This window comes from Streptomyces sp. NPDC005262 (genome assembly GCF_042872425.1).
Taxonomy (GTDB): Bacteria; Actinomycetota; Actinomycetes; order Streptomycetales; family Streptomycetaceae; genus Streptomyces.
Genome location: NZ_JBIAKK010000013.1, coordinates 19,800 through 32,665 on the forward strand (window position 1 = coordinate 19,800; position 12,866 = coordinate 32,665).

At 69.7% G+C, this 12,866-nt stretch carries 8 protein-coding genes; 6 read left to right on the forward strand and 2 right to left on the reverse strand.

The genetic code is table 11. From position 1 onward, the window contains the following. The first annotated feature begins 8 nt into the window (after nucleotides 1–8). From ACFYP5_RS27315 to ACFYP5_RS27325, 3 genes are all read left to right on the forward strand, one after another. Nucleotides 9–1,229, forward strand: a complete 1,221-nt coding sequence (locus tag ACFYP5_RS27315) for a saccharopine dehydrogenase family protein (protein ID WP_389040938.1) — start codon at nucleotides 9–11, stop codon at nucleotides 1,227–1,229. An 806-nt stretch (nucleotides 1,230–2,035) separates the two neighbouring features. Next, nucleotides 2,036–4,399 carry a GH92 family glycosyl hydrolase gene (locus tag ACFYP5_RS27320; protein ID WP_389040940.1) on the forward strand — a complete coding sequence of 788 codons (2,364 nt, stop codon included), beginning with the start codon at nucleotides 2,036–2,038 and terminating at the stop codon, nucleotides 4,397–4,399. Nucleotides 4,400–4,665: 266 nt separating this feature from the next. Continuing rightward, nucleotides 4,666–5,622, forward strand: a complete 957-nt coding sequence (locus tag ACFYP5_RS27325; protein ID WP_389040941.1) for an alpha/beta fold hydrolase — start codon at nucleotides 4,666–4,668, stop codon at nucleotides 5,620–5,622. A gap of 264 nt (nucleotides 5,623–5,886) precedes the next feature. Here ACFYP5_RS27325 and ACFYP5_RS27330 read toward each other — a convergent pair whose 3' ends face one another. Beyond that, on the reverse strand, nucleotides 5,887–8,130 hold the full coding sequence (locus ACFYP5_RS27330) for a serine/threonine-protein kinase (RefSeq protein ID WP_389040943.1): 2,244 nt from the start codon (nucleotides 8,128–8,130) through the stop codon (nucleotides 5,887–5,889). Between the two features lie 340 nt (nucleotides 8,131–8,470). Here ACFYP5_RS27330 and ACFYP5_RS27335 point away from each other — a divergent pair, with 340 nt between their 5' ends. Continuing rightward, nucleotides 8,471–9,442 carry an aldo/keto reductase gene (locus ACFYP5_RS27335; protein ID WP_389040945.1) on the forward strand — a complete coding sequence of 324 codons (972 nt, stop codon included), beginning with the start codon at nucleotides 8,471–8,473 and terminating at the stop codon, nucleotides 9,440–9,442. Between the two features lie 347 nt (nucleotides 9,443–9,789). On the opposite strand, the gene ACFYP5_RS27340 is transcribed toward ACFYP5_RS27335, so the two are convergent. Beyond that, the gene (locus tag ACFYP5_RS27340; protein ID WP_389041266.1) at nucleotides 9,790–10,761 is read right to left on the reverse strand and encodes a hydroxyacid dehydrogenase; all 972 of its coding nucleotides are present in this window, start codon (nucleotides 10,759–10,761) and stop codon (nucleotides 9,790–9,792) included. A gap of 341 nt (nucleotides 10,762–11,102) precedes the next feature. Between ACFYP5_RS27340 and ACFYP5_RS27345 the strand changes: the two genes are divergently transcribed. Both ACFYP5_RS27345 and ACFYP5_RS27350 read left to right on the forward strand, forming a co-directional pair. Beyond that, entirely contained in the window at nucleotides 11,103–11,945 is an 843-nt protein-coding gene (locus ACFYP5_RS27345; RefSeq protein ID WP_389040947.1) for an ABC transporter permease, read from the forward strand. Next, a complete protein-coding gene (locus ACFYP5_RS27350) occupies nucleotides 11,942–12,859 on the forward strand; it encodes a carbohydrate ABC transporter permease (protein WP_389040949.1) in 918 nt (305 codons plus the stop codon). Before ACFYP5_RS27345 ends, ACFYP5_RS27350 begins: the two co-directional genes overlap by 4 nt. Nucleotides 12,860–12,866: the final 7 nt, after the last annotated feature.

A 12,866-nucleotide genomic window follows, 5' to 3' on the forward strand; every position in this document is an offset into this window, starting at 1 on the left:
TCCGTGTCATGCGTGTTCTGCTTGTGGGAGCCGGCGGTGTGGGTACCGCGATCACCAGGATCGCGGCCCGGCGCACGTTCTTCGACGAGATGGTCGTGGCCGACTACGACCTGAGCCGGGCCGAGGCGGCGGTCGCTGCCCTCGCGGGTGCCGCGGGCCGCTTCCGGGCCGAGCACGTCGACGCGTCCGATCAGGCGGCGGTGACGGCACTGCTGAAGCGGCACGGGTGCGACGTGCTGCTCAATGCCACCGACCCGCGGTTCGTGATGCCCCTCTTCCAGGCGGCGCTCGCGGCGGGCGCGACCTACCTCGACATGGCGATGTCTCTGTCACGCCCGCACTCCGACCGGCCGTACGAGGAGTGCGGGGTCATGCTCGGCGACACGCAGTTCGCGCAGGCCGCCGACTGGGAGAAGGCGGGCGCGCTGGCCCTCGTCGGCATGGGTGTGGAGCCGGGGCTGTCCGATGTCTTCGCGCGGTACGCAGCGGACGAACTCTTCGACGAGATCGACGAGATCGGCATCCGCGACGGCGCGAACCTCACCGTCGACGGCTACGAGTTCGCCCCTTCCTTCAGTATCTGGACCACCATCGAGGAGTGCCTCAATCCGCCGGTCGTCTACGAGGCGGACCGCGGCTGGTTCACCACCGCGCCCTTCAGCGAGCCGGAGGTGTTCGACTTCCCCGAGGGCATCGGCCCGGTCGAGTGCGTGAACGTGGAGCACGAGGAGGTGCTGCTCGTCCCGCGTTGGATCGACGCACGGCGTGTGACCTTCAAGTACGGCCTGGGCGAGGAGTTCATCCAGACCCTGAGGACGCTGCACCTCCTGGGTCTGGACCGCACCGACCCGGTGACCGTGCCGAGCGCTGCGGGCCCGGTGGGTGTGTCGCCCCGCGACGTCGTGGCCGCCTGCCTGCCGGACCCGGCGACGCTGGGCGAGCGCATGCACGGCAAGACCTGCGCGGGCACCTGGGTGCGCGGCACCAAGGACGGTGCGCCGCGCGAGGTCTACCTCTACCACGTGGTCGACAACCAGTGGTCGATGGCCGAGTACGGCTCCCAGGCGGTGGTGTGGCAGACGGCCGTCAACCCGGTCGTCGCCCTCGAACTCCTGGCCACGGGCGCGTGGACCGGCTCGGGAGTCCTCGGCCCGGAAGCCTTCCCCGCCCGCCCGTTCCTGGACCTGCTCGACGCGTATGGCTCGCCGTGGGGCATGCGGGAGCAGTGACCGTCCCGGGCTCACCGGGGAATCCGCTCCTCCTTCGCGGTGAGAGCGAGCGTCGGACCGCCGATACCTCGCCGCGCCCGGGGTACTCCCCCCGAGACCCGGATGCTCCGAGGCGAGACAGATCACCAGCCCGGCTCACGCGCCTTCCGCGTGGATCTCGAGCAGCCCTCGTAACCGGGGCCCCGACCGCCGGACCGTGCGGGCTCCCCGCCCGCCGCGTCCGTCGGTCGCGTCCCTCGCGGGAGCACGCGTCGGACGAGTGATCCGGCCGCGGCCACCAGGAGCGCGGTGATCGCGGCGAGCAGGGGAACGCCGTCGACCAGGCGCGGCAGCGTCCAGGACACGGCGTCGGACCGGATGGCAGGAGCAGCTGCCCTCCAGGGTGTTCGGCGGCCCGACGCAGCCGTCCGAGGAGGCGAGCAGGACCAACCCCACGAGTCCCGGCAGGGCCGCCGGTTCCGCCGCGATCGGGGCGGCGGCCGGTCGGCGCCCTCGGCCCGGGCGCCGCCGCGACGGCAGCGGCCACCGCTGTGGGCACCGCCCGAAGCCACGAACAGCCACGCCGGACAGGGCACTTCATGGACGCCGACCCGTTGCTGCGGACCGGATGCACCGACCGGTCGCCCCGGTCCGGGCGCCACACCTCGCCATGCCGACCCGACGCGCGTACGCCCGCGCGTGCTTGCCGGCCGCCACTGACACCACGGCCAACCAGCGGTGGACAACGGTGGATTGACGTAACAGTGCCGGAAGGGAAAAGATCGTCGAGCTCGAAGTTGACAACGTTGTCGTACGAGAGGATCGCGATGAGAGCGTTGAAACGCGTGTTCACCGCCTTGTTGATAGCCACCACCGTGGCCACGGTTTCCGCCACCTCCGGCGTCGCGGACGCCAGGGAGCAGGGACCGAAGTTCGCCGATGACCCCACCACGCTGGTCGACACGTCGATCGGCAACAACGGTGACGGGACCACCTTCCCTGGCGCCGCCGCCCCATTCGGCATGGTGCAGCTGAGCCCTGACACGCAGCTGAACAAGTACGCTTCCTACGACTACCAGCAGGACACCATCCTCGGCTTCAGCCACACGCATCTCTCGGGCGTCGGCTGCCAGACGATGGGCAACTTCCGGTTCATGCCGACCACCGGTGCCGTCACGTCGTCCGACCCGGCGCAGTCCGGTGCGAAGTTCAGCCATGACAACGAAACCCGTGCGCCGGGCTACTACGGCGTGAAGTTCGACAACGGCATCCAGGCCGAGCTCACCGCGACACAGCGGACCGGCCAGCACCGGTACACCTACCCCGCCGGATCGGGCTCCGAGAACATACTCATCGAGGTCGGCGAGAGCAACGGCAGTACCTACGCCGGCGACGTCGAGGTGGTCGGCAACGACACCGTGGAAGGCTGGGTCCAAGGGGGCAACTTCTGCGGCGAGACCGGCAAGGAGCGCTACCGAATATTCTTCAGCGCCAAGTTCGACCGGAAGTTCTCGAACTTCGGGACCTGGACCGACGGCACCCTCACCCCGGACCGGCGCGAAGCAGCGCGCGGCGCCAAGCGGGCCGGCGCCTGGGTGACGTTCGACCCGGCCGAGGGCGACCAGGTCGGTACTTCGGTGGGTCTCTCCTACACCTCGGTCGACGGCGCGCGGCTCAACCGCAAGGCCGAGCAGCCGAAGTCCTTCGACAAGGCCCGCACCGGCGCGCACGACACCTGGCAGGACGAGCTGAACCGCATGCGCGTGGCCGGCGGCAGCACCGCCGACCGGCGCACGTACTACAGCGCGCTCTACCACTCGCTGCTGCACCCGTCGATCGGGTCCGATGTCGACAACCGCTACCGCGGCTTCGACGACCAGGTGCACCGCGCGGATTCCACGTACTACCAGATGTTCTCGCTCTGGGACACCTACCGCTCGCAGAACCAGCTGGTGGCCCTGCTGCATCCGGAAAAGGCCGCGGACATGGCCAAGTCCGTGCTGCACATCTACCAGGACGGTGGCTGGCTGCCGCGCTGGGGGCTCGGCGGCGGCGAGACCAACGTGATGAGCGGTGATCCCATCACCCCGTGGATCGTCGACATCTACAACCGCGGCCTGCTCGACAACCGCACCTCGCGCCGGCTCTTCGACGCGCTCTGGAAGAACGTCAACGAGGTCCCCGCGGACCAGTCGATCTTCCGCGGGCGTGACGGCAACCCGACGTACGTCAAGAACGGCTGGGTCGGCTACCAGAACCTGCCCGGCTACAAGTACGGAGACAGTCGCCAGGCAGGCTCGGCCACGCTCGAATACTCGCTCGCCGACTGCGCACTGTCCACGATGGCCGGCGGCCTCGGTTACCAGGACAAGGCCGCGACGCTTGCCTCGCGCTGCGACAACTTCACCAAGCTCTGGGACCCCGACGTCACGTCGCAGGGCTTCTCGGGTTTCCCGGTCACGAAGAACGCGGACGGCACCGTCGCGGGCGACCCCGACCCGGCCCAGGCCGGCGCGTTCCACGAGGGCACCGCATGGCAGTACGAATGGCTCGCCCAGCAGGACCCGCAGACCCTCTTCGGGCTCATGGGCGGCCAGGCGAAGGCCGAGCAGCGGCTCGACAAGTTCTTCGACATGCCGACCGTGCTCACCGACCCGGCGAAGGCCGCTTCGGAGTCGTGGGTGACCGGCGCGTACGACTACCACAACAACTTCGCCTTCAACCCCAACAACGAGCCCGACTTCCACACGCCATGGATGTACGCGTGGACCGGCGCGCCGTGGAAGACCTCAGCCGTGCTGCGCGCGATGCGGACGCTCTTCACCGACGACGCGTACGGCATGCCCGGCAACGACGACCTCGGCGCCACCTCGTCGCTGCTCGTCTTCGCCATGGCCGGCGTCTTCGAGGCCCAGCCGGGATCCGCCGACTACGTAGTTACTGCACCTATGTTCGAGAAGGTCGAGATCCGGCCTGAGCACGGACGCAGGATCAGCATCGAGGCCCCGGGCGCCGACGCGTCGAAGCTCCAGTACGTGTCCTCGGTGGACACGAACAAGGGCAAGCTGCGCCAGGGCTGGCTCTCTCACGAGAACCTGCTCCGCTCCGGCACGATCAAGATCAAGCTCTCCGGCACTCCGACGAGCTGGGGCGTCGACGCAGCCCCGCCCGCCATGGCCGCACAGCGCTGAGGCCTTGGGGTGCGGTCCCTCCCGCGAGGAGGGCCGCACCCCGGTGCAGTCCTCGGACGACCAAGTCCGCCACTTCGCCGACATCGCATCCGGCCAGGACCAGCCATCGCGTCACCCGGTCGTCGCACGGCCCCGATGCGCTCCCCGGACGGCCCCGCGCCGACTCACGGCGAGACGAACGGGACGGGCTCCGAACAGACCAAGGACCTGCGCCGCCGGACAGTGGTGACGCTGCCGAACAGGTCATGACGTATACGCTCATGCGCATGGTTGAGCATCGAATGGTCGACACGAACGGGGTTCGACTGCACATCGCCGAGGAAGGCGAAGGCCCCCTGGTGGTGCTCCTGCACGGCTTCCCCGAGTCATGGCACTCCTGGCATCGGCAGTTCGGTCCCCTCGCCGACGCGGGCTTCCGAGTGGTCGCCCCCGACCAGCGTGGATACGGGCGTAGTGACCGTCCCGACGCCGTCGATGCGTACACCATCCTCCACCTGGTCGGCGACGTCGTAGGTCTGATCCAGGCACTGGGCGAGGAGAAGGCGCACGTCGTCGGACACGACTGGGGCGCGCCGGTCGCCTGGCACACCGCCCTGATGCGACCGGACATGGTCCTCGGGGTGGCCGGCCTGAGCGTGCCGCCCCCCTTCCGGGGTGCAGAACCTCCGCTGGTCGCCATGGACAAGAAGTTCGGCGGCCGCTTCTACTGGAACTACTTCAACCGTCCCGGTGTCGCCGACGCCGAGTTCGCGAAGGACACGCGCACGGCGTTGCGGAAATTCTTCTTCTCGGCTTCCGGGGACGCTCCAGGCGCCGACGCGGGCAAGCAGCCGCTGATCGACCCCGAGCGGGGCTGGCTCGCGGACATGCCGGACCCCGAGTCGCTGCCGGAGTGGTTCACCGAGGACGATCTCGACGCGCTCACCGAGAGCTTCTCCAAAGGCTTCACCGGAGCTCTGAACTGGTACCGCAACCTCGACCGGAACTGGGAACTGACCGCCCCATGGCAAGGCTCGGCCATCACCCGTCCCGCCCTGTACATCTACGGCGACCGCGACCTTGTTCCCGCCTTCCCAGGCACGCCCGAACTCATCGCGCGCCTCCCCGACCTGATGCCCGGACTGCGGCGCAAGCCACTCGAGCTGGCCGGCTGCGGACACTGGACACAGCAGGAACGCCCGGCCGAGGTGAACGCGGCGCTCATCGAATTCCTCACGGCCTGAGCGCGGACTGCCCAATCACTCGACCTGCCCTCCGTACTCAGATCCGCGGGGATCCTTCCCGGTGCCGGAGAAAGGACGGGCGTCGGCCGCGAGCACGGCCCCTACGCCTCAGGGGCCATCCGAAGATGGCCCCTGACCTGCGCAGAACATCCGCTGTAACGGGCGCCACGCTCTGAGCACGGGATCCGGCCTCAGCATCTGAAGTCGGACCCTCGACCGGGCTTGATCCGCAGGGAAGGCGCCCGGCGTCCGGTGCCGCCGGGGTCAGCCCGACTTGGGCGGCTTCTGCCCGTCGAAGGCGAAGAGAGTGTTCTCGGCCGCGGCCACGATCACCGCACGCCCCGCAACGGTCACGCGCGGGCTTGCGCCCTGCTCGCCCGTGAAACCATCAACCTGCGGATCCGTTGTCCACAGGGGTTTGCCGTCGTACGGCGACAGCGCGACCACCCGGCCGGTGGCCGAGCTGAAATACAGCGCGTCGGCCCCCGCCACGGGACCCGACGCACCCTCCACGCCCGTCTGCCGCGACCACTTCATCCTGCCGGTCGCCGGGTCGAGCGCCGTGACGAGACCGGTCTGCCTGCTCACGTAGACAGTGCCGTCCGCCATGCCGGGTGTCCCCGCGTACGTCTTGGCCAGTCGGGAGTACGTGACCTTCCGCGAGGCCGGGTCCACCCGCGCCACCCCGTCGTACCCGGCCAGCGCCGTTCCCTCCATGTGCACCTGAAGAAGTACGAGTCCGCCGTCGGCGACGCCCATCGGCACCGCGGGTCCGTCGACCGCGATGGGCCTGCCCAGCGTCCCCGAGTCGCGGTCGACCGCGTACAGGGTGGGGTGGCGCACCTCTGAGGCCTCCACCTCCGCATCCGTCGCGCACATCGCGAATAGCTGTGGACCCACCGGAACGGGAGCACACTGCGTACCCGCGGGGAACGACGTCGTCCAGGCGACCTCACCGCTGTTCGCATCCCGGGCCTCGAAGCGGGAGTTGGAGGCGTCGACCGTCACGACGGCGGAACCGACCACCATGGCGTCCTCGGTCCGGCCCGTGACGGCCCTCGACCGGGCACCGGACGGCACGGACCACAGCTCCCGGCCGTTGTTCGCGTCGATGGCCACCACCTCGCTGGGCGGGTCCTGCGGGGCGTCCTCGGCGGCGAAGCGGTAACCGAGCACCGTGTCGTCGGTGGCGCCCACCAGGTGCATGCCCTGGACGGGGACGCCCGGGCTCTTCGCCGTCCACACCCGCGAGCCGTCCCGGGGCCTGATACGGGTCGCGACAACACCGCCGCCCCCGCAGAACAGCGCGTTGCCACGCGCGTCGCCACGCGCGACGCAACGCAGCTCGTCGGGGATGTCCTCGCGACCGCCCTGCACGGTCTTGCGCCACGACTCGAAGCCGTCCGGAAGTTTGGCACCCGGCACCGCAACGCTGTCGCCCTTGTCGCCGCCGCTGTCGCCGCTGGGGCCACCCGCCTGCAGCGCGGCGACTCCCCCGCCGATCGCTGCCACCGCGACCGCGGCCGCGAGCACAGGCCGCCATCGGCCGCGCAGACGGCGGCCGATGGAACTGCCGGTGCTCCCTGTGTCGGGACCGTCCGGGGCATTCGGCGCCGGTGTGGCTCGCGTCGCGAGGTGATGCTGGGTGATCATGTCGCGGGTGCGGCCCGCGCCGACCCCGTTCGCGTCGGTCCCGCCGAGGTCGGCCGGCAGGTCCCGCAGCAGCACCAGGAGTTCGTCCGCCGAGGGGCGTCCCTCTGGCTCCTTGTCCAGGCACGACTCGACGACCGCACGCAGAGCCACCGGTACGGCACCCAGCGACGGCTCCTCGTGCACCACCTGATACGCCGTCATGTACGGGCTGTCCGCGTCGAAGGGCCCGTGGCCCGTCGCTGCGTACACCAGCAGCGTCCCGAGCGAGAAGACATCGGACCGCGGCCCCACGTCACGCGGCGCCTGCAACTGCTCCGGCGACATGAAGGGCGGCGTACCGATGACCCGCCCTGTCATCGTCAGCGTCTGCTGGTCCACAGCGCGCGAAATACCGAAGTCGATGACGCGCGGCCCCTCGGGCGAGAGCACGACGTTCGACGGCTTCAGGTCACGGTGGACGACCCCCACCCGGTGGATGTCGCGCAGCGCCTCCGCCAGCCCGATGGCAAGCCTCCTCAGCTCCGCTCCGTTCAGCGGGCCCTTCGTAGCGATGCGCTGGGCCAGCGTGTGGCCCTCGATATAGGTCGTCGCCATCCACGGCTGCTCGGCCTCAGGGGCGGCGTCGACCACCGCGGCGGTGAACGCCCCGCTCACCCGCCTCGCCGCCGCCACCTCCTGTCGGAAACGGATGCGGAACTCGTCGTCCCCCGCGAACTGCTGGTGGATCAGTTTGATCGCGACAGGTCGCCCCGAACTCGTACGGGCCAGAAAGACCGTGCCCATGCCACCCGAGCCGAGCCGCGCCTCGAGCGGATAGCCGCCGATCTCGGCTGGGTCACCTCCGCGCAGCGACACTCTTCCCGACCTCCCGTCCCCCGTGCGCCTCTGCCACCACGGGCCTGCGTACCTGTCCTGCACACAAACTAGCCGCAAGGCAGTACGGCAGAGCAAAGCGGGTGACGAACAGGGAGCCCACGGCCGCTCGCGACGCAGCCTGCGCGCGCGGGCGCCGAGCCGATGGGTCGAACGCCCTCCACTCACGCGTCGAAGAGTGTGCCCCGGCGGTCCCGGCCGCGCCAGGGCGCCCGGCGGAGGCCATCCCAACCCTGTCCCGGTGTACGGTCCCTGGCCCGCGGTGCTCGCCTGGTGCCTCGCCCCCGTGAGGGCGACCGGACGCGACGTAGGGTGGGTGGCCATGGACTATCTGAAACTCGGCACGACCGGTCTCGACGTCTCCCGCATCTGCCTGGGTTGTATGAGCTACGGCGTCGCCGACCGCGGTGACCACGGCTGGACGCTGGATGAAGAGGCCAGCCGGCCCTTCGTACGGCAGGCCGTCGAGGCGGGGATCAACTTCTTCGACACCGCGAACGTCTACTCCGACGGCACCAGCGAGGAGATCGTCGGCCGGGCGCTTGCCGACTTCGCCCGCCGCGACGAGATCGTGCTGGCCACCAAGGTGCACGGCCCGATGCGGCCCGGGCCCAACGGTGGCGGGCTGTCCCGCAAGGCGATCATGACCGAGATCGACCACAGCCTGCGCCGGCTGGGCACCGACTACGTCGACCTCTACCAGATCCACCGCTGGGACCGGACGACGCCGATCGAGGAGACCATGGAGGCCCTGCACGACGTAGTGAAGGCAGGCAAGGCCCGCTACATCGGGGCGAGTTCGATGTACGCATGGCAGTTCTCCAAGGCGCAGTACGTCGCCGAGCGGCACGGCTGGACACGTTTCGTCAGCATGCAGAACCACTACAACCTGCTCTACCGCGAGGAGGAGCGGGAGATGCTGCCGCTGTGCGCCGACCAGGGTGTCGGGGTCATCCCGTGGAGCCCGCTGGCCCGCGGCCGGCTCACCAGGGCCTGGGACACCACCAGCGCGCGCAGCGAGACCGACGAGTTCGGCAAGACCCTCTACCAGGACACCGACCGGCACATCGTGGACGCCGTCGCGGCGATCGCGGACGAGCGCGGTGTCACCCGCGCCCAGGTCGCGCTGGCCTGGCTGCTGCGGCAGCCGGGGGTGACTGCGCCGATCGTCGGTGCGACCAAGCCGCAGCACCTGGACGACGCCGTCGCGTCGGTCGACCTGCGGCTGAGCGACGACGAGTGCGAGCGCCTCGAGGAGCACTACAGCCCGCGCGGCATCGTCGGCTTCGCGTAAGCCCGCCGGGCCCGACGCGCTACCGGTGACCTGCGCGAACTGGCGTCCGCGGCGGCGGTCTCGGCGGCGGTGTAGCCGGGGTTGAGCAGCCTGCCGCGAGTTGCCTGGTCGGTGCGCGGGTAGGGCGGGATCTGGCGCGCCGGGCGCACCCTGGGCGCCCTCGCCATCGTGCCGGCCGCCCACACCTTGGTCACCCGGGACGATGCCGAGGCGGTCCGCCGTCGCACACCACGGGGTGCGACGGCGGCGGACCGGCACATCAACCGGCCCCCGACGGCACCGGGCGGTCACCAGGGGGCGCACGGCGGGGCCGACGCTCTCGCATCCCACGTCGCCGGTGAGCGGCCTCAGGCGAGCCGTGTCAGGTCGGCTCGCCCGAGGCCGCCGCGCAGGGGCTGCCCGCGGGCGAAGCGCTCCGCCTCCTCGACGGCGTAGACGCCGAGTCGGCGCACCTCGCTGCCCTGGGCACCCGCAAGATGCGGGGTGGTCAGGACGTTGGGGAGCGCGAGGAGGGGATGGCCGGCGGGGAGCGGCTCCGGGTCGGTGACGTCGAGGAAGGCGTCCAGACGGCCCGAGGCGCACTCGCGAGTCAGGGCGTCGGTGTCGAGCAGGCTGCCGCGGGCCGTGTTGACGACGGTAGCGCCGTCCGGGACGAGCGCCAGCATCGCCGCGTCCATCAGATGCTGCGTTTCGGGTAGTTGGGGGGCATGGATGCTCACCACCGAGCTGCGGCGGCAGAGTTCGTCGAGCGGGACCAGCTCAGCGCCCAGGGATGCGGCCTCCCGTCCGGTGACGTAGGGGTCGGTGAGCAGAAGTCGGTAGTCGCTGTCCGAAGTGGAGAGCCGGGCGAGCACGCCGCGGCCGATACGGGAGGCGCCGATGATGCCGACAGTCCGGCCGTCCGCGCCCTCCCGCTCCGAGAATGCAGGCCAGCCCTCCCCGTAGCGCGCGGCGGTGGACAGGGCACGTTTCGAGGCGAGCGTGATGACGGCGACGGTGTAGTCCACGACGGGGCCCGCGTTGGCGTCCGCCGCCGAGGAGACGAGCAGACCGCGCTCCCACACCGCCTCCGTGACCAGACTCTTGACGGATCCCGCGGAGTGGACGACCGCCTGCAGCCGTGGCGCCAGGGCCAGTACGTCCGCGGCGAGCGGCGGGCAGCCCCAGCCGGTGATCAGGAGCTGGGTATCGGCGAGGACGGTACCCGCCTCTTTTCCGGTGAGCGATCCGGTCAGCGGTTCGTCCGCCAAGTCGACGCAGCGCCGGAGCCGTTCACGCAGCACGGGTGTGAACACCGCCCGGGCTACGTCAGAGCCCATGGCCAGCGCGGTGGTTGGTCGGTCGGCCACGGATGCCCACTCTCTTCCTGTAACCGGTTCCACAACAGTGCAGGAGGTTAGAGCGATTTCTCACATGAGGTCAAGAGATGTAAGGACGCGATGGGTTGACCGCCTCATGTAACCGCTTTAGATTCCTCGCACCTTGTTCCCACGACGGAGGGGTTGCCGTGCCCACGGTGACAGAGAATCGGACCGGCGGCGGAGCGGTTGAGCCACCCATCGAGCGGATGTATCCCCCCAACTCGACCATTCCTTCGGATAGTCAGTGGTGGAAGCGTTTCCAGTCGAGTCGGACCCTGGTGCTGCTGATGCTCCCGGGGATGGCGTACTTCCTGCTCTTCCACTACGGCGCCTTCATCGGCAACGTCGTGGCGTTCAAGGAGTACGTGCCGTTCGACGGACTGTGGGCCAGCCCCTGGGTCGGCGTCGAGAACTTCAGCCGGATGTTCGGGGACCCCGACTTCTGGCACGCCACCTGGAACACCCTGGCGATCGCCCTGCTCCAACTGATCTTCTTCTTCCCCGTACCGCTGGCCATCGCCCTGCTGCTGCACGGCCTCACCTCGGACCTGCTGCGCCGCTTCGTGCAGTCCGTGGTCTACCTGCCGCACTTCCTGTCCTGGGTCATCGTCGTCGCCCTCTTCCAGCAAGTTCTCGGTTCGACAGGCCTGTTGAACAGTGCGCTGGGCGATGCCGGGCTGCACACGGTCGACATCATCGGCAACCCCGACGCATACAAGCCGCTCGTCGTCGCCCAGGTCGTCTGGAAGGACGCCGGCTGGGGCACGATCATCTTCCTCGCCGCCCTGATGCAGGTCGACGAGCAGAGTTACGAAGCGGCCGCCATCGACGGCGCCGGCCCCTGGCGCCGCTTCTGGCACGTCACCCTGCCGTCCATCAGGCCCGTCATCGTGCTGGTGCTGATCATGCGGCTCGGTGACGTACTGTCCGTCGGCTTCGAGCAGATGCTGCTGCAACGGTCCACGGTGGGACCCGGCGCCGGGGAGATCCTCGACACCTTCGTCTTCTGGCAGGGCCTGGTCGGCGGCGACACCGGCTACGCGGCCGCGGCGGGCCTCTTCAAGGGAGTCGTCGGCGCGGCTCTCGTCTTCGCGGCCAACAGGGTCGCACACCGGCTCGGAGAGCAGGGGATCTACAAGTGACCACCGCCGCACATCGCGCACGCCCGGCCCGGCACATCCGTCCCGCCTGGGCGGAGAAGCCCAGGCCCGTCACCCAGGCGGGCAAGGCCGTCGCCGTCGCCGTCCTGCTCGTCCTGGTCCTGATTCCCTTCCTGGTGATCGTCTCCACCAGCCTCGCCTCCAACCAGGAGGTGGTCGACAACGGCGGCTGGGTGCTCTGGCCCTCTCACCCGACCACCCGCGCCTACCGGCAGATCCTCGACGGCGGCATCGTCACCGAGGCGCTCGGGGTGAGCGTCGGCGTCACCCTTTTCGGGACGCTCCTCTCGCTCGCCTGCACGACGTTCCTCGCGTACGCACTGAGCCGCCCCAAGGTCTTCGGCGCCAAGCCGGCCCTGATGCTCATCCTCTTCACCTTCCTCTTTCCGCCCGGCATGATCCCGGCCTTCCTCCTGGTCAAGGGGATGGGCCTGCTCGACAACTACGCCGCACTGATCGCGCCCGTGCTCATCAACGTCTTCAACCTCGTGGTCCTGCGCGGCTTCTTCCAGGGGATCCCCGAAGAGCTGTACGAAGCCGCCCGCCTGGACGGCGCGGGCGACTGGCAGACCCTGTGGCGCATCGTGCTGCCGCTGTCCAAGGCCGCGCTCTCGGTCGTCGGCCTCTTCTACGCGGTGAGCTACTGGAACGCCTGGTTCCATGCCTCGATCTACATGAACTCCGACCACTGGCCGCTCCAGCAGGTCCTGCGCACCTACGTCATCGGTGGCGCACAGATCGCCGACACCGGGGCCAGCGAGGCGGGCATGATCTCCGCGCCGCAGACGACGCAGATGGCAGTGCTCGTGATCGCGACCGTACCCATCCTGATCGTCTACCCCTTCCTGCAGAAGTACTTCACCAAGGGCGTGCTCACCGGCGCCATCAAGAGCTGACGCCCAC